The sequence below is a fragment of the Streptococcus constellatus genome (genome assembly GCF_902167705.1).
Taxonomy (GTDB): Bacteria; Bacillota; Bacilli; order Lactobacillales; family Streptococcaceae; genus Streptococcus; species Streptococcus constellatus_A.
Genome location: NZ_CABHMZ010000011.1, coordinates 47,037 through 69,962 on the forward strand (window position 1 = coordinate 47,037; position 22,926 = coordinate 69,962).

Annotated in this window: 20 protein-coding genes and 1 pseudogene; 1 reads left to right on the forward strand and 20 read right to left on the reverse strand. The window is 40.2% G+C overall.

Features of this window, described 5'->3' with window-relative positions:
• Nucleotides 1-4: 4 nt before the first annotated feature.
• Both FQ204_RS03290 and FQ204_RS03295 read right to left on the reverse strand, forming a co-directional pair.
• Entirely contained in the window at nt 5-1,963 is a 1,959-nt protein-coding gene (locus tag FQ204_RS03290) for a V-type ATP synthase subunit I (protein WP_144208596.1), read from the reverse strand.
• The gene (locus tag FQ204_RS03295) at nt 1,953-2,276 is read right to left on the reverse strand and encodes a hypothetical protein (RefSeq protein WP_144208599.1); all 324 of its coding nucleotides are present in this window, start codon (nt 2,274-2,276) and stop codon (nt 1,953-1,955) included. The genes FQ204_RS03290 and FQ204_RS03295 overlap by 11 nt, the downstream gene beginning before the upstream one ends.
• A 238-nt stretch (nt 2,277-2,514) precedes the next feature.
• Between FQ204_RS03295 and FQ204_RS03300 the strand changes: the two genes are divergently transcribed.
• Entirely contained in the window at nt 2,515-3,360 is an 846-nt protein-coding gene (locus tag FQ204_RS03300) for a MurR/RpiR family transcriptional regulator (RefSeq protein ID WP_144208602.1), read from the forward strand.
• A gap of 67 nt (nt 3,361-3,427) precedes the next feature.
• Here FQ204_RS03300 and FQ204_RS03305 read toward each other — a convergent pair whose 3' ends face one another.
• The 18 genes and pseudogenes from FQ204_RS03305 to FQ204_RS03390 all read right to left on the reverse strand — a co-directional run bounded on the left by FQ204_RS03305 (nt 3,428) and on the right by FQ204_RS03390 (nt 22,891).
• Nucleotides 3,428-4,312 carry an ROK family protein gene (locus tag FQ204_RS03305; RefSeq protein ID WP_144208605.1) on the reverse strand — a complete coding sequence of 295 codons (885 nt, stop codon included), beginning with the start codon at nt 4,310-4,312 and terminating at the stop codon, nt 3,428-3,430.
• A gap of 18 nt (nt 4,313-4,330) precedes the next feature.
• On the reverse strand, nt 4,331-5,248 hold the full coding sequence (locus tag FQ204_RS03310) for a dihydrodipicolinate synthase family protein (protein WP_144208608.1): 918 nt from the start codon (nt 5,246-5,248) through the stop codon (nt 4,331-4,333).
• A gap of 25 nt (nt 5,249-5,273) precedes the next feature.
• Complete coding sequence (locus FQ204_RS03315; RefSeq protein ID WP_144208611.1) at nt 5,274-5,921, reverse strand: YesL family protein; 648 nt, start codon at nt 5,919-5,921, stop codon at nt 5,274-5,276.
• A 24-nt stretch (nt 5,922-5,945) separates the two neighbouring features.
• Nucleotides 5,946-6,401: a YhcH/YjgK/YiaL family protein gene (locus FQ204_RS03320; protein WP_144208614.1), complete on the reverse strand. Its 456-nt coding sequence runs from the start codon at nt 6,399-6,401 to the stop codon at nt 5,946-5,948.
• A gap of 13 nt (nt 6,402-6,414) precedes the next feature.
• Nucleotides 6,415-7,245 carry a carbohydrate ABC transporter permease gene (locus FQ204_RS03325; RefSeq protein WP_144208618.1) on the reverse strand — a complete coding sequence of 277 codons (831 nt, stop codon included), beginning with the start codon at nt 7,243-7,245 and terminating at the stop codon, nt 6,415-6,417.
• A 16-nt stretch (nt 7,246-7,261) separates the two neighbouring features.
• The gene (locus FQ204_RS03330) at nt 7,262-8,149 is read right to left on the reverse strand and encodes a carbohydrate ABC transporter permease (protein WP_003071173.1); all 888 of its coding nucleotides are present in this window, start codon (nt 8,147-8,149) and stop codon (nt 7,262-7,264) included.
• Between the two features lie 142 nt (nt 8,150-8,291).
• Complete coding sequence (locus FQ204_RS03335) at nt 8,292-9,617, reverse strand: ABC transporter substrate-binding protein (RefSeq protein WP_144208621.1); 1,326 nt, start codon at nt 9,615-9,617, stop codon at nt 8,292-8,294.
• A gap of 46 nt (nt 9,618-9,663) precedes the next feature.
• On the reverse strand, nt 9,664-10,368 hold the full coding sequence (locus tag FQ204_RS03340; protein ID WP_144208624.1) for an N-acetylmannosamine-6-phosphate 2-epimerase: 705 nt from the start codon (nt 10,366-10,368) through the stop codon (nt 9,664-9,666).
• Between the two features lie 596 nt (nt 10,369-10,964).
• Nucleotides 10,965-12,115, reverse strand: a pseudogene (locus tag FQ204_RS03345) (iron-containing alcohol dehydrogenase).
• A gap of 100 nt (nt 12,116-12,215) precedes the next feature.
• Nucleotides 12,216-13,211 (reverse strand): acetylxylan esterase, encoded by a 996-nt coding sequence (locus FQ204_RS03350; protein ID WP_144208627.1) that lies wholly within the window; start codon nt 13,209-13,211, stop codon nt 12,216-12,218.
• 168 nt (nt 13,212-13,379) lie between these two features.
• Complete coding sequence (locus tag FQ204_RS03355) at nt 13,380-14,051, reverse strand: HAD family hydrolase (protein WP_144208630.1); 672 nt, start codon at nt 14,049-14,051, stop codon at nt 13,380-13,382.
• A gap of 195 nt (nt 14,052-14,246) precedes the next feature.
• Entirely contained in the window at nt 14,247-16,898 is a 2,652-nt protein-coding gene (gene adhE / locus FQ204_RS03360; RefSeq protein WP_144208633.1) for a bifunctional acetaldehyde-CoA/alcohol dehydrogenase, read from the reverse strand.
• Between the two features lie 346 nt (nt 16,899-17,244).
• Nucleotides 17,245-19,062 carry an acyltransferase family protein gene (locus FQ204_RS03365; protein WP_144208636.1) on the reverse strand — a complete coding sequence of 606 codons (1,818 nt, stop codon included), beginning with the start codon at nt 19,060-19,062 and terminating at the stop codon, nt 17,245-17,247.
• Nucleotides 19,052-19,465: an MORN repeat-containing protein gene (locus tag FQ204_RS03370; protein ID WP_144208639.1), complete on the reverse strand. Its 414-nt coding sequence runs from the start codon at nt 19,463-19,465 to the stop codon at nt 19,052-19,054. Before FQ204_RS03370 ends, FQ204_RS03365 begins: the two co-directional genes overlap by 11 nt.
• A 7-nt stretch (nt 19,466-19,472) precedes the next feature.
• Nucleotides 19,473-19,901, reverse strand: coding sequence for a low molecular weight protein-tyrosine-phosphatase (locus tag FQ204_RS03375; RefSeq protein WP_144208642.1), 429 nt, complete (start codon nt 19,899-19,901; stop codon nt 19,473-19,475).
• Nucleotides 19,902-20,140: 239 nt separating this feature from the next.
• Nucleotides 20,141-20,704, reverse strand: coding sequence for a nucleotidyltransferase family protein (locus FQ204_RS03380; protein ID WP_144208645.1), 564 nt, complete (start codon nt 20,702-20,704; stop codon nt 20,141-20,143).
• A 1-nt stretch (nt 20,705) separates the two neighbouring features.
• Nucleotides 20,706-21,704 carry a Holliday junction branch migration DNA helicase RuvB gene (gene ruvB / locus FQ204_RS03385; protein ID WP_144208648.1) on the reverse strand — a complete coding sequence of 333 codons (999 nt, stop codon included), beginning with the start codon at nt 21,702-21,704 and terminating at the stop codon, nt 20,706-20,708.
• Between the two features lie 149 nt (nt 21,705-21,853).
• The gene (locus tag FQ204_RS03390) at nt 21,854-22,891 is read right to left on the reverse strand and encodes an aldose epimerase family protein (RefSeq protein WP_144208651.1); all 1,038 of its coding nucleotides are present in this window, start codon (nt 22,889-22,891) and stop codon (nt 21,854-21,856) included.
• Between the last annotated feature and the right edge of the window lie 35 nt (nt 22,892-22,926).

A 22,926-nucleotide genomic window follows, 5' to 3' on the forward strand; every position in this document is an offset into this window, starting at 1 on the left:
TGTGCTATTTTTTGTAGCGGACATATTTTTCTGCCGGCTTCAAAGGTTTAAACGCTTTTCCGCCACCGTCGTAGAATTTCCCAAAAAATTCAACAAAAATCAAACGTGCTCCGTGCACATAGCCCGACAAAAAGGAGAGAAACATATTGATAGCGTGAAGGATGACAAACAGCACAATCCCAATACTAAAACGCGCAAAAGGTGGAAAGAGACTAACAATTAAGTTAAAGGCTGAACCAATACTCGCACCAGCAAGCCCCAAAGCCATAAGCCGCGTAAAGCTCACCAAGTCTCCTACATAGCTACTGATATTGTATAGATTAAACAGTGCAGGTCCCAAGCCTTTCAAACTCTTTGCACTGATAATAGAAACCAACACAATGCCCACAGCATTTACAATAGCGAGCCATTGCCCGAGAAAGCCGACCATAGCAAGAGCTGGGAACAGTTGCCCCGCTGCTAGCAAAAACAGCCCAATGAGAATCAACATCCAGGCAAAACCTGAATTATAGGCCGCCGCATAATCCTTCAGGCGAATGTTCTTTTTGCCACTGAGAAAAAGTCCCGTCATGACTGTCATAAAGCCAATCACAACCGACATAATCAAAATAGTTATTACATCTGTGCTGGTATCAACGAGTGCAAAAGGCAATTTGAAGCCAAAGAAAGAACCATAAATCACTCCCCAGAGCGCAACGCCGATTCCTAAAATTCTAAAAAAGCGTAAATTCTTTGCCAGACTTGGCTTGACATGTAAAGTCTTCAAAGCCCAGGTCGTTCCGCCAAAAAGCAACAGACCGTAGCCAATATCAGCCGCCATCATGCCAAAAAAGATAAAGTAGAAGACCGACACAACGGGCGTCGGATCTTTATCCTCGTACCTCGGCAACGAGTACATTTCTGTCACCAACTCAAATGGCTCAACCAGTGCATTGTTTTTAAGTTTTGTCGGCACTCGCTGTCGATCGGCTTCCGTCAGTTCATGGATTTGAAGCAAGACAGCACCACCAAATTGTTGCGCAAGACCCGTTTTCAAATCTTCTATCTGCCCCTGCTCCATCCAGCCCTCTAAAGCAACCAAATTCTGCGTGCTGGCAAGGGCTTCCTTGCTCTCTTGGCGAGAGGTGAGATTCAAAAGATAATCCAACTGAAGTTTGAGCTGTTGCAGCTCCTCATTAGATGCTGCTAGTTGTGCTTGCGTTGACGTGATGAGCACTTCTTGCTCTTTTATCGTTTCTTGCAAGGTTATCAAGCGCTCTTTTGGTAATTCTTCAAAAGCATATTCAAAAGGCTTGAAACCAAGCTCTGTCAAGAATGCTTGAATTTCCTTAGCTGCTTCTGCTTTACACAGCACAAGAATTCCATTTTCTGTGGTACTGGTAAAAATCTCTTCGACTTCTAGATTAGGATAGTCCCGTAATCGAGCATTGAGCTGATTATTCTCATTGCTTGGAATGCTTCCCACAAACGCACGAAGATATTTAAAATGCTTAAGTGCTGACGGCGTAACGACTAAACTCGCCCATTTTTCTAGCTCTGCCATCTCCAACTGAGCCATCTCTTTTACTTCCTGCGCTCTTGCCAAGACTTGAAAGTGTTGCTGAATATTGGCAAGAAGCACTTCTTCATCACACGCCTGCCCCGCTTGCTCTAAGTCTACAAAGGTTGTTTCCAAAGGAGCTTCCTTCAACGACTCCAGTAATTTTTTCTTGGGCACAAACGCCTGCAAGCGTTCAATCATATTGGCAAGTTTTTCCTGCCGCCGAGACAACGCTTGAAGATAATCCGAAGAAGCGTCATCAGGTTGCCATACCAACTCTTGCTCAAAAGCTCCCTGCCAAGTCTCTTTTGCTTGCAAATCCTGAATTTCAACCGATTGGAGATTTTGCAAATAGGAGAGGACATCATCCAACAAATCGTTTGGCAATAGCAACGACAACTCCTGCATGTGACTAATGGCCATATTTTTCTACCACCCTATCCACAATCATTTGCAACAGTGCCTCTTTTTTATTTGATAAAGCTGCTTGGGCTTTTTCTTCGTTCTCTTGTCTCGTTTTTTCTAAGTCTTGTGTCAAGCTGGCAATCTCTTTTTCAGATTGTTCCTTTAACTCAACAAGCAATTGTTGCTTTTCTTCATCGTAGGCTCGCTCTAACTGTTTCAGATTGCTGGCAGCTTGCTCTCGCAATTCTTGAATTTGACTTTTGTAGCCCGCCAACACTTCATCTGCCGCTTGCTCAATTTCCTGCATTTGCTCAAGAGTAGCGTTCGTCATGTCTTGCACCTCCTTTGTATCATACAATGGCTGTAACGTTTACTTATGTAAATTATAACACATTTTCAAACCATTCGTCACAGAGTTTTATTGGTTTTCTTCGCTTAATTAAAATCATCTCACCCTATGCTATTTCTCAAGCTGCCTAACGTCTTATTTTGTAAAACTATGTTATAATACAAATAGGTTTTTCAAAACATTTGTTCTATATCATTACAAGCAAAGAAAGTGACCTCTTATGGAAAATACGCAGCATATCTTAACGACGATTGAAAGCCATTTTGATAGCATGACCGACTTAGAAAAGCGGATTGCCAACTACTTTTTGAGCCCTTCTAGTATCTACGACGACCTTTCTTCACAAAAAGTTGCGCAAACTCTCTACATTTCTCAAGCAGCCTTGACACGCTTTGCAAAAAAATGTGGATTTAAAGGCTATAGAGAGTTCAATTTTCAATATATTCACCAGTTGCAAGGCAAGGCAGAGCAAGCCGAACATTTGCAAAATGACTTGTCTCGCAGAGTGTTTCGAAATTATACTCAAATTCGGCAACAAACTGAGGAATTGATTGATGAAGACAAACTGCTGCGCGTTGCCAATCTCATCGAAGCGGCTGAACGCGTCTATTTCTTTGGAACGGGAAGCTCTGGTCTTGTCGCACGCGATATGAAATTGCGCTTCATGCGGCTTGGTGTTATATGCGAGGCTTTGACAGATCAAGACGGCTTTGCTTGGACAACGAGTATCCTAGATGAAAATTGCTTGGTTATCGGATTTTCTTTGTCTGGAGGAACGCAATCTATCATCAACAGCCTCATCGACGCTCAAGCAATGGGGGCTAAAACGGTTTTAGTAACAGGTCATCCCAACATGGTCAAAGAAACCTTTACTGAAATCATCACTGTTGCCATTCAAAGCAAACCAGAGTATATTTTACGCATCTCAGCACAGTTTCCTATGCTACTTATGATTGACCTCCTTTATGCCTTTTTCCTAGAAATTGACCGAGAAAGAAAAGAAAAAATCTTCAACAGTTTTTGGGAAAATCAAAAATTAAATGGCTATTACAGACGACACAAATAAGGTACTAAACAAAACGAGCATCTCCTCACTAAAGGATTTGCTCGTTTTCATTATAGAAGGCTTTTCGTTAATGATGTTTATTTTTAAAGTGATAATAAGCTCCAAACATCCCCGCAGCATTTTGATGATGAGCGAAAGCGAGCTTGGTTTTTTCAGCAATACTTGGCACCAGACAAGCTTTCATAGCAGCTTCAATTCGAGGACGGAGAATAGCTTCTTGACCCATAATGCCGCCACCTAAAATCACCACTTCTGGATTGACCACATAGCAAATATTCGCAATCCCTTGCCCTAAATAATTGACCATACGGTCGATTCCTTGGATACAACGTGCATTTCCTTCTGTTACTTCTTTGAAAATGCGGCGTCCATTCCACATAGCCGGATCTTCTCCGTGAAGCTCTGCTACATAATTGACCAAGGCAGTCGTTGAAGCCACATCTTGGAAAGCACCGTCTGGCAGATACACATAGCCGACTTCACAGGCTGAATTACTAAAACCGTGGAAAACCTGGCCGTCCACCAGCAAGCAGCCACCGATACCCGTTCCAATCGTCAAACAAATCGCAATGTTCGCTCCCTTGCCACTTCCTGACATAACTTCCGCCAAGCCAGCACAATTGACATCATTTTCAATCTCACAAGGAATGGAAAATGCTTCTTCTAATACTTTCTTGAACTGAGTACCTGCATAGTTCGGAATCTGAGGTCCAGAATAAAAAATTTCTCCTTTGTCTGGATCGACCATTCCAGCTGAGGAAATACAAATCCCAGCAATCGAAGTCTGCTCTAAATAACTTGCTACAATCCCCTTCACCTTGCGCAAAATTTCTGGACCGCCCTTATGGGCCTCTGTTGGTATTTCATGCGCTTCCAGCAAGATGTCCGTATCATCAATCAGACCATATTTGATATTTGTTCCACCAATATCAATGGCAATGTATTTTCCCATAATCCACCTCTTTTTCTATTATAGGAATGCTTCCTTAGCTGCACGAATCAAGCGCGCCGCTTCTTCTACAATCGGACGATCCGCGTCTGTCACTGGTGTTAATGGAGAACGGACAGAGCCGATATTCAGGTTTTCATTGATTTTCAAGACTTCCTTGATGACAGAATACATATTCCCATGAGCAGCTGTTAATTTGCCGATAATAGCGTTAATGGTAAATTGCAATTCTTTTGCCTTTTCCAAATCCTTATCTGCAATCAATTGATTGAGCTTCAAGAAAAGTTCTGGCATTGCGCCATACGTTCCGCCGATACCTGCTCTCGCTCCCATCAAGCGACCACCTAAGAATTGCTCATCTGGACCATTAAAGACGAGATGGTCTTCCCCACCAAGTGCTGCAAAGGTTTGAATGTCTTGAACTGGCATGGAAGAGTTCTTCACACCAATCACACGCTCATTTTTGAGCATTTCTGCATAGAGACTCGGCGTCAGAGCTACACCTGCCAACTGCGGAATATTGTAAATCACAAAGTCTGTTTGTGGTGCAGCTGCGCTAATGTCGTTCCAATATTGGGCAACCGAGTATTCTGGCAAGCGGAAGTAAATCGGCGGAATAGCCGCAATAGCATCTACTCCCAAGCTTTCTGCATGGCGTGCCAATTCCACACTATCCTTAGTGTTGTTGCAAGCGACGTGGGCAATAATTGTTAATTTCCCTTTTGCCACCGCCATGACTTCTTCCAAAATCAATTTCCTATCGGCAACGCTTTGATAGATACACTCCCCCGACGAGCCATTGACATACAAGCCTTGAACTCCTTTTTTGAGGAAATATTCTACCAAATCCCGCACGCGTTCCGGACTAATCTCACCTTGGTCATCATAGCAGGCATAAAAGGCCGGAATGACCCCTTCGTATTTTTTTAAATCTCTCATATTTTATTCTCCAATTTGATTGGTTTTATCGTTTGTACTTGTTAAAAATAGTTTCCATGATAGGCAATTGCAAAAATCCTAAGGCTGCAAAACCGACTAATACAAAAAGAGTAAAGCCTAGCAGCAACACAAATCCTGAACTAGAGAGGAAAAAGATGATTGCAACTAATATGGCTATCATCAAAAAGAACCATGGAAAATGCAAACTCACCATGATAAGACCCGTTTGCAACATATCTTTTACCGTCATTTCAAATTTAGCTACCAAAGGATAGACACATAAAAACAGCAAACTAGCAAAAATGATGACGCCGATACAGGTTGCTTTTAACATTTGAAACGGCATGGTTTCCTGCCTCCAAAAAAGCAGGAGGTCAAATAGACTGATTCCTACAATCAGCAGCTCTAGCAAACCAAGTTTTAAACCGACTTTCCAATTTTTCCTAAATGCCTGCACATACGTTGCTGTAACTTTTACACGACGTGCACCCTTGATTGCAAACAAGGTCTGATACAAGCTAACTTTTGCAATGCCAATCGTGACAATCGGCAGACAAGACAAAAGAAAGATGAGGTTCACAGTCACCAAATCTAATATTTTCTCACATATTCTCATAAAGAAATTATCTGTATCAAATATACTTCGTATTAACTGAGAACCTCTCTTTTCCATGGTTCTACCTCCTAATCAATTAGTTTAATCGTTGAGCAAAACTTTTACGACACATTTTTTGACCTTATCACCTTTAGCAGCAAACCTATTTGGCTGATGTGGTTCATTGGGCAAAAATGCAGCAAAATTCTGCTTGTCCAAATAAAGTGGATAGAGCTGCTCACAAGTCACAAACCCAATATCCTTCTTTTTATCATACGATTTTCTTACTTCTTTTACCCTTGTACCATATTGAATGATTTCATGGCCTGCCAAAAGAAAATGCAAGTCCAGATAAGCTTGATGAAATTCACATTCATCAGTCACTTCGGAACTCAATTCATTTTCCTGCACAAACAGAAAGGCTTTTTCTCCGTCAATCTCATACCGTCCCAACTCACAATCGTTTAAATCGTGCGTCAGGAGATAATCAATGGCACAATCCAAATTCTCATGGATCCCTTTGTAGTGGGCGAGATTTTCCAATTCATCGAAAATCATTTGATCAGCCTCCTTATCCTTTCACAGCTCCCATGGTAATACCTTGCGTGAAGGATTTTTGGAATATCAAGAAGACAGCTACAATCGGAACGGCTGCCATAGCAGCACCGGCCATAATCAAACCGTAGTTGGTCGCCATTTCAGCTTGCATTGTTGCCACCCCAAGTGAAATAGTCAGATTCTGACGCGATGTCAGCATAACCAATTGCATAAAGTAGTCATTCCATGTGTTGATAAAGGTAAAAATAGCAAGAGCGGCAAAACCTGGTTTCACAATTGGAAAAGCAACATTCCAAAAAGTACGAATCTCACCACAACCGTCAATCTTAGCAGATTCCAACAATTCCGTTGGGATATTTTCACTAAATTGCTTCATGAGAAAGACCCCAAAAGGCCAGCCGACAAGTGGCAAAATAACCGCAGCCAGTGTATCATGAATCCCCATAAAGTTGACAATACGAACCAAAGGAACCAGCACAACTTGCTTAGGCAAAGCCATGGCAGCGATAAAGGTCGCAAAAAGAATACGTTGACCATAAAAACGCTTCTTGGCTAGAACATAACCTGCTAAAGAAGAGGTAATGCAGACCAAAAACATGGTTGCTAGCGAGATAAAGACACTATTCCACATCCATTGTAGAGCTGGGTTTTGCACCATTAACTGCTCAAAATTTTCCAGCGTTGGCATTTTTGGCCACCATTGAGGCGGAATGACAATCGTGTCTGGTTGAGACTTAAAGGCCCCTGTCAAAATCCAATAGAAAGGGAAAACAAAGAGAATAGTCAACACCAAGAGAATAATCGTTGAAATCACCGTAAAGGCACTTATTTTTTTCTGTTTCATCTTGTCTCTCCTTTCTTTAATATTCGACGTCATTTCCAAGAATCTTGAATTGGGCAAAGCTAATCAAAGCAATCATGACAGCTAAAAATACCCCCATGGTATTGGCATAACCATATTCAGATAACTTGAAGGCTTTTTCATAAAGGTAATACATCAAAGTACTGGTTGAATAATTTGGACCTCCAGATGTCAATAGCTGAATCAAGGCAAAACATTGGAAAGAGTTAATCGTAGTAATAATCGCAATATAGAGCGTTGTCGGAAGTAAGCTCGGCCATTTAATCTTCCAGAAAACTTGCAGTTCTGTCGCTCCATCAACACGCGCAGCTTCCACCAATGAATTGTCAATATTTCCCATAGCAGCAATATAGAGAATAATGGGCTGTCCGACAGAAGTTGTCAGCAAAATCACAATAATCGCCATCAAAGCCCAATGCTTATCTCCTAGCCAGGAAATATTTTGATTGATGACATGACCCGACTTCAGTACAAAGTTCAAAATCCCTGACAGTGGGTCATAAATCCATTTCCATACAACGGTTACCGCTACACTCCCTGTAACAACCGGCAGGAAGAAGACAAAACGGTAGAAAGAGCGCGCAATCGCATTTTGACTATAGGTCTGTGACGCTACAAACAAAGAGAAAAGCACAACAATTGGCACCGAACCAATAACAATAATCACCGTATTGATGAGAGATTTGATAAAGACTGGATCTTTAAACATTCGCGTGTAGTTATCCAAACCAATGAATGTAAAAGAAGTCATAGAATAGTTAAAGAAACTCGTTACAAATCCCATCACCATCGGCGCTAATACAAAGACAATAAAGAATAATAGAACTGGTGCCAAAAAAGCATAGGATACCAAGGTTTCTCTCATTCTTATTTTATTTACTTTCACATCAAACACCTCATTCAGATTAGAGGGAAGGCTAACTCCTTTAAAGCTTTTTGAGTTCTTTCCCGCTTTTATCTTTTTATAGAAATTCCCCTTTTCCTATTTATACCTAACTGACAACAGAAAAAGGGGAAAATTCAATTACTTATTTTTGAGCTTTTTTAATAGTTTCATTTGCTTTTTCTGTAAAGGTCTTCAAAGCAGATTCAACTTTTTCGTCACCATTTGAAACAGATTGCAACATTGGGAACCAGAGCGTTCTCATTTCAGCAAATCCGTCAATAGTGTTGTAGTATGGTGAATAGTATTTTGTCCAAGTGCTGATTGTTTCCATTCGTTTATCATCGTACAATTTACCAAATGACGTACGAACTGGGAAGGCACCTGTACGAACTACATTTTTTGGTCCCCATTTTTTATCATCAGCGATAAATTTGACAAATTTCTTAGCAGCTTCTACTTTCTTTTCATCTTTATTGTTAAAGATACCAAAGCCATTTACAAGGTATTCCAAAGCTGGTTTACCATTATCTGACGGGAATGGCACTTCAACAACTTCGACGCCACTTGCCTTCAACAATTTTGCCTGGATACCATTTTGTGAAGGCGCCCATAGAACGGTATAAGACGTTTGACCATTAGCAAAGTTTTGAATATCTGCCCCACCATCGAATTGAGAGCCGTTTGTCATCAAACCATCTTTAATCCAGCTAACTGCTTTATTTAGACCTTTGACAAAGTTTGGACTGTCCGTTGTATATTTTGTCACTTTATCATCTGTGACAGAGCCATTATATAGATTAGCGATGAAGGCACGTGTTCCTTGGTCGCCACCTTGACCATTACTGAACAGAGAACCTGGTGTGTAACCTTTTTCTTTTAAGGCTTTCAACACTTTTTCAAAATCAGAAGTTGTCCAGCCTTCTTTCACAAGGTCTTCTACTCCAGCTTCTTTCAGCATTTTTTTATTAAACGCCATATAAAACGGAGCAGAACTGATTGGATACATGTAAGCTTTATCACCAGCTTTGCTTGCTTGAATGATTTGATCATTGTTGACATCTTTGACGAAGTCATCAGTAAAGAGATCATTCAATTCTGCCAATTTACCATTTTTACCATATTGAATAATCCGTCCTGGTGCGTCAAACAGCACATCTGGCGCTGTTCCTGCTTCAATAGCTGTTGTAATTTTTTCTGGACCAGATTTGAAGTCAATGGTTTCTAATTTCACTTTAATATCTGGATTGGCTTTTTCAAATGCTTTGATAATTTCTTTTTCATAAGTGCCAACACCATCGTTTGCTTTTTCTTGTGTGAAGACTGGGAAAGCCCACCAAGTAATCTCTGTCTTGCCAGAGGAATTTCCTGAATCAGCTGATTTGTTTGAACCACCTGAATTTCCACATGCTGCCAAAGATAAAATAGCAGCCCCTGCAAACAACGAACAAAGTATTTTCTTCATTCTCATATTTTTTCTCCTTTTGTTTTATCCTTCTATACGGATAGGGTTGTTCCTAATTTTTACTTACTGCTGCAACAAAGCGCTCTGTGATTTCTTTGGGACGCGTAATGGCACCACCCACTACAATTCCTCTAACACCTAGGTCATGAATGGTTTTGGCTTCACTTGGATAATGGATTTTTCCTTCCGCGATGACATCCAAGCCTGCATCACATAAATTTTTTACTAAGTCAAAATCCGGTCCCTCACATTGCAAACTATAAGAGGTATATCCTGACAATGTTGTACCTACAAAATCCACACCTGCTTCTGCTGCAGCCACTCCCTCTTCAAAGGTGCTCACATCTGCCATGAGCAATTGATGAGGATATTTTTCCTTCACTTGCTTAATGAAATCCGCAATCTTTAAACCGTCAAAACGTTCCCGCTTTGTACAATCAAAAGCAATTACTTCAATATCCAGAGCTGCTAGTTCATCAATTTCTAGCATCGTTGCGGTAATAAATGGCTCTTGAGGTGGATAATCTCGCTTGATAATGCCGATGATCGGCAGCGAAGTAACCTCTTTAATTTCCTTAATATCCCGAACACTATTAGCTCGAATGCCAACAGCTCCTCCTTGTTCAGCCGCTTTTACCAAAAGGGGAATAACCCCACCTGCTTCAGTATATAGCGGTTCGTGTGGCAAGGCTTGACAGGAAACAATGATGCCATCTTTTATTTTGGCAATCAGCTCGTCTTTTGTCATTTGTGCCATAAACAGCCTTCTCCTTTGCTATTGTAGATCGATTTTTAAAGCGCTTTCAATCTCACGATGTTATTATAACCATTTTTTAAAGCGCTTTCAACAATATCTGAGATTTTGGTTCTAATTTCTGATAACACTCACTTTTCTCTTAAATCTTGAAAGTAGTTTCAGAGAGATAATCATTTTAACATGATACTATAATTTATCGCACATTGCCTCTGAGGCATGCAAAAGACTGCATCTCTGCGAGTGCTATCTACCATATCGTCACAAGCTTTCCCCCAAGAATTTTCCAGAATGGAGACCCTATAATAGAATTCGCAAGGGGGAATGCTTTTTCAGGAGTATCAGCCAGAGTCGCTTTTGAATAAAAGTTTAAAATTTTCTCAGTGCTGGTGTTCTTTTCAATATTGTCCTGGCGTCCGTCTAAACATTTTCTCCTATCTACACGTATGCCAATTTACGAAGTGGCACAAAGCATTGAATTTTTAAACAAAACTTACTTTTATAACAAATATCGCACCTACTTTAGGCATTCCCAAAAATGAACATAAATAAGCTACCGAAAATTTCATCGGTAGCTTATTTTTATGACAAATCAGTGCTTAAAACAATTCTTTGTAAAGAGCAATCGTTTCTTCTAGGGTCGGCATAAATGGATTTCCTGGTGCACAAGCATCAATGAGTGCATTTTTAGAAAGGTATTCGAAGTCAAATTCCTCTTCTTTAATGTCCAGTTCTGTCAATTTTTTCGGAATGCCCACAGTTGCTGATAATTTTTCAATTTCAGAAATGGCATAATCAGCGCATTCTTTATCACTTTTACCTTCCGTATGCAAACCAAGAGCTTTCGCAACATTTCGGAATGCTTCTGGCACACGTTTCGCATTTTCACGCTCTACGACTGGTAAAAGCATGGCGTAACAAACACCGTGAGGAAGATTGTAAACTGCTCCAAGTTGATGAGCCATAGAGTGTACATAACCTAGCCCAGCATTATTAAAAGCCATCCCACCTAGGAAAATCGCATTAACCATCGCTTCGCGCGCTTCAATGTCATGACCATTTTCAACAGCACGTGGTAAAAATTCTTTAATTAACTCAATTGCACCAATAGACAATTTTTTCGTCACATTATACGCACCTGGGTTACCAAAGCTTCAACCGCATGTGTAAGGGCATCCATACCCGTTGCAGCCGTCAAAGCTTTTGGTTTAGAAATCATCAATTCCGGATCATTTACTGACAGGAGTGCAAGGCTATTCTTATCAACCATAACCATTTTCACTTTACGCTCTTCGTCAGTAATAACATAGTTAATCGTGATTTCAGCTGATGTTCCTGCTGTCGTATTGATTGCTACAACTGGCAAGCCTTTTTCCTTTGATTTGTGAACGCCTTCGTAATCTTGCGGACGCCCGCCATTCGTTGCAAGAATTGAAATACTACTAGCAGCATCTTGCGGCGAACCACCACCAAGTGAAATAATAAAATCACAATTATTATCTTACAAAACAGCTAAACCGTCTTCAACATTTTTAACAGTTGGATTTGGCTCAACATCACTAAAAACGACATAATCAATGCCTTCCCTATCAAGCGGTTCAGTTACTTTAGGTAAGATGTCACTACTTGCAATATAATGGTCCGTCACTAAGAGAGCTTTCTTGTACCCCAACTCTTTGATATGACCACCTATTTCATTAATCACACCACAACCAATAAGATTAACTGATGGAACATAAAATACTGACATTGTACTTCCTCCTTATTTTTTATAAAGATTATCTGTTTTAGAAACCGTTTACACAATTATATTATAACATTCATAAAGCCTTTTGCAACATCAAGTTCTACTATTCTTTCATCATACCTACCAAGGAATCATTTTCAATATTTGTACCACAGAGCCAGTTAAAGACACGGTCATTGACATAAACATTCATGGCTTCATGTTCATATTCTGGCATGAGATGATATTCTTTCTCACCTGCTAAATGATTAAAAATAGCAAACTGGGTAATTGGATAGCAGACATCATCTGCCAGCCCAATAATCATTTGTACAGGACAGTGAATTCTATGGGCTAGATTTTTCACATCAATATAAGATAAGGTACGAATAATCTGCTCTTCTGTTTCATGGAAAGGATCGTGAAATTTAAAATATCGAAAAAGCTCATCATAAGCCTCACTGGTATTGCCTATTTCCAATACTCGTCTAAAGTCAGATAAAAACGGATAAATAGCTACTACCTGCTGAATGCGCGGATTGAGAGCTGCTGCTACTAAGGCTAAGGCTCCTCCTTGAGAGGCTCCAAAACTAGATAATTGATTCTCATCCACAAGATCCATTCCTGCCACTATTTCAATCAAGCTATATACATCCAGATAGACATCTTTATAAAAGAGACGCTCTGGCCCGTCAACAGCTCCGCGGATAATCTGCCCTTTTACCGTATTCCCTCGTACAGCATCTCCACCGTCAACGGAATAACCGGATTGACCACGCACATCCATAGAGACAACACCATAGCCAGCGGTCGTATAAGCCAACATATCTGCCCAGTCCCAACTACGACCCATATAGCCATGAAAATGAAAAATCACTGGCACTTTTTCTTCCGTTTGAGGGACTACAAATTTTGCATAAACTTGACCTTTGTTTGTCCCTTTAAAGAGAATCTCATAACAAGTGACCTTAGGAATATTGAAGTTTTTTTCAAGCAGCTGATACTCCTTGGAAAGTGGAAGCTCTGCTATGTTTTTATCCCAAAAAGCATCAAAATCATCTGGAGCTTTATCTCTCCCTTGATAAGTTTTGGCTTCCTCTAACAAACTCGGATTTCTCATCTTTTTATCCTCCTTACCGTATTTTAGAAAACCTTTTCAAAAGAATCATATCACAGCCTCCAGCCGTTTTCAATCATTTAATATATTAAGAATCTAGTTTCATTTTTTATAGAATTCTACCTTTCTTTTGAAACTAGTTTCAAGAAAACGATGCCTAAGACATCGCAATCATTCACTCTCTTTCAAAGTTTGCAGTATTGAGAAAATCTCAACCATATCTTTTGCTACCATGTCAGCTCGACTTTGATCAACAGGCAGCCGCTTTTCTTCATAAGCAATAACCTTTAACCCTGCACTCTTAGCAGCAGCGATACCATAGAAAGAATCCTCAATAGCCACTGCATTTTCTGCATCTATGTCCAAATTTTCTAAAACAGCCTGATAAATCGCTGGATTCGGCTTACTTTCTACGAAGTCTTCACCACTGATAATCACATCAAAATAGTCATCAATTCCACAAGAAGCCAGAACTTCTATAATATGCTGATATCTAGAAGACGACGCAAGTGCTACTTTTATATGGTTTTTCCTAGCATATAAGAGAATCTGCACGATGTCTTTCCGAAAAAGTTCTTGATAATTTATTTCTTGGTATTTTTCTGCTGCAAACTTTTCTAGCTGGTGACCGATTGTTTCCAAAGATAAACTTGTCTGGCTGAGCTGCTTAATAGAACGATAAAGCGAAGTATAAGATTTTCCAACTAAAACCGAAAGCTCTTGCTGAGACAACTCATTTGGACGTAAACTAAGCAAACGCACAAATTCTTGTTGTAATTGAAAATCCAGATATTCCGTATCCACAATGACACCGTCCATATCAAACACTAACAATTGAAGCATGACCGCCCTCCTTTTTTCACAACTAGTTTACAGGAAAACGCATACAATAGCAAGCAAAAGAAGAGCCTCCTGCAAATAGAAAAATCTCCCTACAAAAGCAGGGAGATTGTGACTGATAAACTGATTTATGTTTCAAAATTTGAATACATTATCTGTACAATGACAAACGATTCAAATCAGAACAAATTTTACTGTCTATTTACGACGTCCTGGACGTTCTGCATAGCCATAGTAGGCGTCAGCCATGATTTCTTCCATGTCAGCTACCATTGGCAAGCGTGGATTAGCTGGTGAACATTGATCTTCATAAGCCAGAAGAGCAATTTCATGCAGGCTATCTTTCCAAACTTTTTCATCAATTCCTTGATCTTTGAAGTTCATCTTGATACCGACTGCTACACCAAGGTCATAAACAGCTTTTGCATAAGCTTCAACAGCTTCTTCTGGAGTTGAGCATGGCAAACCAAGCATACGAGCAATGTCTTGGAATTTTTCATCCGCTTTCCAGTAGTTGTACTTAGGCCATGTTGTCGTCTTAGATGGACGAGTTCCGTTATAACGGATAACATATGGAAGCAAGATAGCATTGGTACGTCCGTGAATTGTATGGTGAACACCACCAATCTTGTGGGCCATTGAGTGGCTCATTCCAAGGAAGGCATTGGCAAATGCCATACCAGCCATTGTAGAAGCATTGTGCATCTTTTCACGAGCTTCTGGGTCAGCTGTTTTTACAGATTTTTCCAAGTATTTGAAGACCAGCTTGATAGTTTGAAGGGCAATACCGTCCGTATAGTCGTTGGCAAAGTTAGAAGTATACGCTTCTGTAGCGTGAGTCAGAACGTCCATACCTGTATCTGCTGCGATAAATGCTGGAACAGACTCTACCAAAGCTGGGTCAACAATCGCAATAGTTGGTGTCAAAGCATAGTCAGCAAGTGGGTATTTACGGTTATTTGCCTTATCAGAGATAACAGCAAATGGTGTTACTTCTGAACCTGTACCAGATGTTGTTGGGATACCAATGTACTTCGCTTTCTTACCAAGTGATGGGAATTTGAAGGCACGTTTACGGATATCCATGAATTTTTGAACAAGATCGCTGAAGTCAACTTCTGGTTGTTCGTAGAACATCCACATTCCTTTAGCAGCATCCATTGGGGAACCACCACCAAGTGCAATGATGGTATCTGGTTCAAATTCACGCATTGCTTCAGTACCGCGACGTACTGTTGTGATGTCTGGATCTGGTTCAACATCTGAGAAGACTTGAATCGTCACTTTATTTGCACGGAGATTCAATTGATCAATCACACGTTGTACAAAGCCAAGTTTTTCGATAGCTTTATCGGTAACAATCATAACACGTTCAATGCCTTCGCAAGTTTGAAGGTATTGGATTGAGTTACGTTCGAAGTAGATTTTTGAAGGAACTTTAAACCATTGCATATTATTTCTACGTTTCCCTACTTTCTTGATGTTGAGAAGGTTGATAGCGGATACGTTATCACCAACTGAGTTACGTCCGTATGAACCACATCCAAGTGTTAATGACGGAATGAAGGCATTATATACATCACCGATACCACCGAAAGTAGATGGAGAGTTCCAGATGATACGCATTGCTTTTATTTCCGTACCGAAACGTTTTGCAAGAGCTTCGTCTTTTGTATGGATAGCAGCTGAGTGACCAAGACCGTTGAATTCAACCATTTGACGAGATTTTTTAAGCCCGTCTTCAGTGTCTTCAGCTTTCAAGACTGCAATAACTGGTGATAATTTTTCACGAGTCAAAGGTTCTTTTTCGCCAACTTCTTTACATTCTGCTGCAAGAATGTTGGTATCTTCTGGAACAGTGAATCCAGCTTGTTCTGCAATCCAAACAGCTGATTTACCAACGATATTTGGATTTAACTTAGCACCAGCACAGTTTTTACTGTTTGCTTTCGCACCAAAGCAGAATTCTTCCAGAAGTGCTTTTTCTTTTTTGTTTACAAAATAAGTATGATAGGACTTGAATTCTTCTACAAATTCGTCATAGACTTCCTTGTCAATAATAACAGCTTGTTCAGACGCACAGACCATCCCGTTATCAAATGATTTAGACATAACGATGTCATGTGCTGCTTGACGAAGATCAGCAGATTTTTCTACATAAGCTGGTACATTTCCAGCACCTACCCCAAGAGCTGGTTTTCCACATGAATAAGCAGCTTTTACCATGGCGTTCCCACCAGTAGCAAGGATCGTCGCAATGCCATCGTGATTCATGAGAGCACTGGTTGCTTCCATAGATGGTTGAGTAATCCATTGCACACAGTTTTCAGGCGCTCCTGCTGCAATCGCTGCATCGCGTACGATTTGTGCTGCATGAGCTGAAGATTCCTGTGCAGATGGGTGGAAAGCAAAGACGATAGGATTGCGAGTCTTCAAAGAGATCAAAGCTTTAAAAATTGCTGTTGCAGCTGGGTTAGTTGTTGGAGTGATTCCGCAGATAACTCCGACAGGCTCTGCAATTTTAGTCAAACCTGTAATTGGATCATCTTCAATAACCCCAACAGTTTTGACACCCCGCATATTATTAACAACGTGCTCACAGGCAAAGAGGTTCTTCGTTGCCTTATCTTCAAAGACACCGCGACCTGTTTCTTCAACTGCATGTTTCGCAAGGATTCCGTGCGCATCAAGAGCAGCAACTGAAGCTTTTGCAACAATGTAGTCTACTTGTTCTTGATTTAATTTTCTCATTTCTTCTAGAGCGACTAGCCCTTTTTGAACGAGTTCGTCAACATGCTTTTCAGCAGCTAACTTTTTTTCTTCGGGAGTTAATGTTTTTTTATCAGCCATGTGTTCCTCCAATGGTTCTTAGGATTTTACAAACCCTTTGTTAATTTTTTCACAATATTATTATACCTTATTTTCCTTCTCTTGTAAACACTTTCAAGTGAACTTCACAAACTTTTTCTTTTATATTGTGAATTTGTTGTGAAACATATGCTTCCTACTATGTTTTGAAGCGTTGTTTGTGAAATTTAAAACATAAAAAATATATTTCACATACTTGATCCAAGGTTTTATGGGCGAAAAAATTGTGTAAAAAAGCTCTTTTTGCTGCGTATTTGCTCCGCGCTGTCTTTTGATGGTATAAAAAAGTCATGAATCGCAATGCAATCCATGACTTCTACTTTCTTTATTATTTCTTAACGGTTCCTTTTTTCGTTGCTTCATCAATCGTTTGTTTGACTGTTTGAGCATAGAGTTCTCCGCCTTTGGTAATCGTTGTTGTTTCTGAGCCAAAGTGCACGTAGTCTGTACCGTACCAAATTTCAGGATGTTCAATAGCTACTTGATACCAGTCTGCTACAAAGACATAATCGTACTTTTTCGCCAATTCCAATTCATACTGACGTGTTTTTACAGCGATACTAGTCCCGTCATGCGCCGTGCGTCCATCATAAGGTGTGACCAGAATCAAACGATGACCTTTCGGTAATTTTTCAATAAATTGATTGAGCAAAGTCTCATAGTTATCAACAGTATTGGCGCCTAATGCCAGTACAACATTTTCCAGAAGCACTTTATTAGAAATATCCGTTTGATAAACTTCCAAACCTGATGCTAAATTACGACTAACGGCTGCATCTACTTGAGCCTCTGGCATTGCTTGTTTAAGCCATTCACTTGCCCGCAAAGTAACAGAATCTCCGATGATAGTGGTTCCTTTAGCAACATTGTATTGGCTAGCAGTCGCATTATCAACTTGTGTGCGAGTGATTTGCATTTTATTGTCCGCTTGATTGAGTCCATTGACCAATAAATTTTCTTCAAAGGCACCGATTTTGGGAGCCGTCATAATCATAATCAATGTTATCAAGGTAAGAGGAATCAAACTATAAAATACAGGTGTTGTAATTTGCTTGATGTTCATCTTCAAGCCAAATACTTTGGGCTCTTTACCTGCTAATGTTGGCTCCAAAAGGTAGAAAGAACCGGCAGCGAAAGCAAAGGAAAGAATGGTTGTCAAAAGCACGGCTAAGCCATTGCTCATCAATTGAGAGAAAATGATATAGAATGGCCAATGGAACAAATATACACCGTAGCTCGTATCTGCAATAAAAGTGATAATCGGTGGCTCATCAACATGTGGCGTCTTCTCATGGAGCACACGTGTTGCCAAAATCATCACTACTGAAAATACCGTTGCAAGAAGGAAACCAAACAGATAGGTCAATAAATTGTCAAATTTCAGAAGGAAGGTCAATAGCAGCAAAGCCGCAAAACTTCCGCCAAATAGATAGAAGGTTTTTTTCAAATCAAGCGCCTGCTCTATTTTACGGAAAGGTGCTCCTAAGTCGCTCACACCTGAAACCGTCGCTAGAACACTTCCTGCAAAAAATGGAAAGATATGAGTGAAACTTGAAAAGTAAATCACAGAAAAGTTTGAAGTGAAAAATCCTCTAACAAACATGGAAAGAAAACTAATGAAGAACACAGCGGACGAAACGAGAAAGATGATGCCACGAAATTGCCCAACGGTTTTACTTTTCTTCGCTAAATACCATGTTGCCAAGCCCCATAAAATATAGTAGTGCATTTCCAAAGCCAAGCTCCAAGTATGCACAAAAAGGTGCTGAATAAATTGACTTTCGTAATTTCCACCAGACAAAATTTCATAAAAATTGGTCACAAAGCCAAGCGCAGCAGCGATTTGCGTCCCAATCCCCGCTAGAAAATCTCTCCGAATCAAAAGGGTAAAGGGCATGACAATCAAAATCATCAGCACAAGCGGCGGCACAATCCGATAAAAACGCCGTCTCAAAAATCCTTTGATGTCAATTTCCTTGTTTCTGGCAAATTCATCAATCAAGAGAGACGTAATCAAAAAGCCTGAAAAAGTGAAGAAGATGTCCACACCAATAAAGCCACCAGGAAAAGCTTTCTGGAAGAAATGATATAGCAGAACTAAGAGTAGCCCTGTAATCCTCACTAATGAAAACCATTTAATGCGCATTTTGATAAATCCCCTGCTTAAACTTTCCCTTGTAGACAACATTGTCCTCGGTCGTCAGCATCCCTTGTCCATCTGCTTGACCATTTACAAAATTGCCTTCGTATTTCCAACCGGCTTTGGCTGTAAAAGTTCCTTTCCCATTGAAGGTTCCATTTTTAAAATAGCCTTTATAAACATCTCCGTTCTTAAAAGTCAATGTTCCTTGACCATTCATTTTCCCACGAACGAGACTGCCATTGTACTTAATTGCTCCCTTATCCAATGTCAAAGCTCCTTGACCTGGAATTCCTGATGTAAAGGCCACAATTGCTGATATGATAATGACCGTTACTGCCAGTAACTCTAAATTATGTCTCGTAAGATAGATTTTATATTTTTCGTAAAATGCTTTTAATGTATCCATTCTTTACTTAATCTTCGTTCTTCATCTGCTCTAGCCACTTTTGACAACCTGCCAAAACAAGCTGATAAGTTTCATCAAAATCCCCAGTGTACCACGGATCTGGCACGCTTTTTTCTTCAAATTGGAAAATTTTATCAGCGTATTTCTCTGGTGCCATTTTCTTTAAATCCTGAAGATTGGATTGGTCCATTCCGATAATATAATCAAAACTTTCAAAATCTTGTATTGCTATTTGCTGCGAAGTCTTGCTTTTATCATAAGGAATGGCATACTTTCTAAAAATCGCCTGCGTTCCCGCATGAATTGGATTGCCATACTCCCAATCCGAAGTCGCACGACTTTCAACATAAACTTCATCTGTCAAATCTTTCATCACAAATTCTGCCATTGGACTGCGGCAGATATTTCCCAAGCAAACAAACACAATTTTCTTCATAGCATAGACCTCTTTACTATTATAACAAAATCTATAAAAATAGGGATTTTAACCCTTGAGATTTTTTGAATTCTTTAAAAAACACAAAAAAGCCGCCGATTGGGCGACTCTTATAGGGAGATTATTATGAAAAAGAAAAGTTTTTAGGAGTTCAAGTTAAGCTTCTCTCAACTTGTGATTATAGTATAACGATATTGACTTAAATTTTTCTTAAAGATTTTACTGTTTTCTAAAAAATTTTAAAGAAATTCAATTTGAAGATTGTTCCACTTCTTCTGCCAATCTTTTTTCTGTATTCTCATATTATAGAGCTGTCTCCTGTCTGCATCTTCTAGGAAATGCGGAGTGGGCTGAACACGGAAATGGAGAATATCGTCTAAACCATAGGGAGCAAACAATTCCAGCCGACTATTATCCAACAAACGCAAGCCCACAGCCGTACAACATTCTGGGTACTTACTCATGGCATCTCGCGAACTAGTGTATGGTGGAGTATTTGGACTGTGAACATGCATATAAATTTGATTTTTTACTTCCCAATGGTAATGTGGAAATTCTCGCTTGAGCCAGTTTTCAATGTTGAGCGTTTCCTCATAAGAAACATCTGGATCAAAGAAAATCACATCCACATCCGTATCTTTATCAAATCCTGGTTGATTTGATAAACGATTCCAAATAAAATTACGCACACTGCCAGCACAAAGCCAACTATCTTTTAACTGCAAATCACGGATAATCGTCAGCAGCGTCATCATGTCTTGGTCTGATGAGAACGCATGTAAAATCTCTCTTTCGGACAGCATGTTATTTCTCCAAATACTCATAACCCAAATGCTCGTAAGCCTTACGCGTCGCCACGCGCCCTGTCCGTGTCCGCATGACAAATCCTTTTTGAATCAGATAAGGCTCATACATGTCTTCTACCGTTTCCTGCTCTTCTGCGATATTGACGGACAAAGTTCCCAGACCAACTGGCCCGCCGCCATAAACCTCAATCATGGTCTTGAGAATCTTTTGATCCACATAATCCAGACCTTCCTGATCCACATCCAGCATCGTCAGGGCTTGATCAGTAATTTGGTCATCAATTAGCCCGTCACCCATAATCTGAGCAAAATCTCGTACGCGTTTAAGAAGTCGATTGGCAATTCGAGGCGTGCCCCGGCTGCGTAGCGCCAATTCTTCAGCTGCTTCATGAGTGATGTCCATTTCAAAGATTTCTGCCGTTCGCTCCACAATCTCGGTCAAATCTGCTTCTGCATAATATTCCATGTGACCAGTAATGCCAAAACGAGCCCGTAAAGGATTGGACAGCATACCAGCTCGGGTCGTGGCGCCAATTAAAGTAAACGGTGGCAAATCCAAGTGGACACTGCGACTGGTTTCGCCAGAGCCAATCATAATATCAATGTAAAAGTCCTCCATAGCGCTGTAAAGCACTTCTTCCACAGCCATCGGTAAGCGATGAATTTCATCAATAAAGAGGACATCCCCAGGCTCCAGATCATTTAAAATTGCTACCAAATCGCCTGCTTTTTCGATGACCGGACCAGAAGTTTGCTTGAGATTGACTCCCAGTTCATTGGCGATGACAAAGGCCATAGTGGTCTTTCCCAATCCCGGAGGTCCAAAAAGCAGCGTGTGATCTAGTGCTTCATCTCGCAGCTTGGCTGCTTCAATGAAAATCTTTAATTGATTTTTGACCTTGTCTTGCCCAATATATTCTTGTAAATACTGGGGACGCAATGTGCGCTCTACGAGCTCCTCGTCTCCCATCAATTCATTATCCAAAATTCTACTCATAAATACTATTATAGCAAAAAATCAGGTTGGTAAGCTGGTTTAACCTTAGATTTTACAAATAGAAATCAAAGGGAGTGAGATTATGATGATACTAAATATCTTAAAGCAAAATCGACAGAAAAATGTACTGCCGTTTTCAATATTCATTTTCATTTGCTTGTTGCATGATAAATGGTTGTGCTGGTAAAAATCTCGCCCGCTTTCAAGATAACATCTGTCTTCAAGTCACTATGAATCGCATCAGGAAGCGCCTGAGTCTCCAGAGCTAAGCCATTGTGTTGAATCATGGGTTGCCCATTTAAAATGACCGTATCATCTACAAAGTTCGCTGAGTAAGTCACTAAGCAAGGTGCACTTGTTTTAAATGTCAAAAAGCGACCTGATTTTGGTTCGTACAAAGAACCAGCCCTATCCTCTTGCTTATTTAAAGCAAATGGATGATCCAAACCGGACACAATCTGAATCTGCTCATCTTGATTGGCAAAAATATCTTTCAAAGTCACACCTTTTGTTAAGTCTTTGACAAAATTGCGGTTTGAATCAGCGACTTTAGCAGGCACGCCGTCCGGTGCGATTGGAAATACTCCTAAGATATTCAACTGCAAGTTACAGTTATCAATCGGTTGACTGAAATCGCCTGATAGGTTGAAATAGCTGTGATTGGTTGGATTGACCAAGGTATCCTTGTCCGTCTGAACTTGATAAGAAATCCCTAACTCACCTAGTTCTGTTAAAGTATAAGAAACCCAGACTTTTAGATTTCCTGGGAAACCACCCGTTCCGTCTGCACGTTCGGTATAGAAAGTGACGCCTTCGTTTGTGACTTCCTCAACTTGAAAAATAGCACTGTCCCAGCCCGTAGAGCCACTATGATTGCAATTTTCTGCATTGTTGACTTCTAACTGATAGTTTTCCCCGTTCAAATCAAACTCAGCTTTTGCAATCCGTCCAGCCACCGGTCCGACGCTCGCACCATATTTGGGACTATTGCCTACATAAGCAGTAAAGTTATCAAAGCCAACCACAATATTTGCAAATTGTCCCTGTTTGTCCGGCGTGACATACTCCAACACCGTAGCACCATAGGTCATGACTTTCAATCGATAACCCAAGTCATTTTCAAATGTGTAAGAAACAATATCTTGTCCTTGAAATGTGCCAAAAATAGCTTCTTGATAAGATTTCATACAACTTTCCTTTTTTGTCTTTTATTTTGGATTTA

What these genes read in the sequence shown, in the direction of transcription:
- FQ204_RS03290 (WP_144208596.1), bottom strand. Translation starts at nt 1,963, where the DNA reads ATGGCCATTAGTCACATGCAGGAGTTGTCGTTGCTATTGCCAAACGAT.
- FQ204_RS03295 (WP_144208599.1), bottom strand. Translation starts at nt 2,276, where the DNA reads ATGACGAACGCTACTCTTGAGCAAATGCAGGAAATTGAGCAAGCGGCA.
- FQ204_RS03300 (WP_144208602.1), top strand. Translation starts at nt 2,515, where the DNA reads ATGGAAAATACGCAGCATATCTTAACGACGATTGAAAGCCATTTTGAT.
- FQ204_RS03305 (WP_144208605.1), bottom strand. Translation starts at nt 4,312, where the DNA reads ATGGGAAAATACATTGCCATTGATATTGGTGGAACAAATATCAAATAT.
- FQ204_RS03310 (WP_144208608.1), bottom strand. Translation starts at nt 5,248, where the DNA reads ATGAGAGATTTAAAAAAATACGAAGGGGTCATTCCGGCCTTTTATGCC.
- FQ204_RS03315 (WP_144208611.1), bottom strand. Translation starts at nt 5,921, where the DNA reads ATGGAAAAGAGAGGTTCTCAGTTAATACGAAGTATATTTGATACAGAT.
- FQ204_RS03320 (WP_144208614.1), bottom strand. Translation starts at nt 6,401, where the DNA reads ATGATTTTCGATGAATTGGAAAATCTCGCCCACTACAAAGGGATCCAT.
- FQ204_RS03325 (WP_144208618.1), bottom strand. Translation starts at nt 7,245, where the DNA reads ATGAAACAGAAAAAAATAAGTGCCTTTACGGTGATTTCAACGATTATT.
- FQ204_RS03335 (WP_144208621.1), bottom strand. Translation starts at nt 9,617, where the DNA reads ATGAGAATGAAGAAAATACTTTGTTCGTTGTTTGCAGGGGCTGCTATT.
- FQ204_RS03340 (WP_144208624.1), bottom strand. Translation starts at nt 10,368, where the DNA reads ATGGCACAAATGACAAAAGACGAGCTGATTGCCAAAATAAAAGATGGC.
- FQ204_RS03350 (WP_144208627.1), bottom strand. Translation starts at nt 13,211, where the DNA reads ATGAGAAATCCGAGTTTGTTAGAGGAAGCCAAAACTTATCAAGGGAGA.
- FQ204_RS03355 (WP_144208630.1), bottom strand. Translation starts at nt 14,051, where the DNA reads ATGCTTCAATTGTTAGTGTTTGATATGGACGGTGTCATTGTGGATACG.
- adhE (WP_144208633.1), bottom strand. Translation starts at nt 16,898, where the DNA reads ATGGCTGATAAAAAAACATTAACTCCCGAAGAAAAAAAGTTAGCTGCT.
- FQ204_RS03365 (WP_144208636.1), bottom strand. Translation starts at nt 19,062, where the DNA reads ATGCGCATTAAATGGTTTTCATTAGTGAGGATTACAGGGCTACTCTTA.
- FQ204_RS03370 (WP_144208639.1), bottom strand. Translation starts at nt 19,465, where the DNA reads ATGGATACATTAAAAGCATTTTACGAAAAATATAAAATCTATCTTACG.
- FQ204_RS03375 (WP_144208642.1), bottom strand. Translation starts at nt 19,901, where the DNA reads ATGAAGAAAATTGTGTTTGTTTGCTTGGGAAATATCTGCCGCAGTCCA.
- FQ204_RS03380 (WP_144208645.1), bottom strand. Translation starts at nt 20,704, where the DNA reads ATGCTGTCCGAAAGAGAGATTTTACATGCGTTCTCATCAGACCAAGAC.
- ruvB (WP_144208648.1), bottom strand. Translation starts at nt 21,704, where the DNA reads ATGAGTAGAATTTTGGATAATGAATTGATGGGAGACGAGGAGCTCGTA.
- FQ204_RS03390 (WP_144208651.1), bottom strand. Translation starts at nt 22,891, where the DNA reads ATGAAATCTTATCAAGAAGCTATTTTTGGCACATTTCAAGGACAAGAT.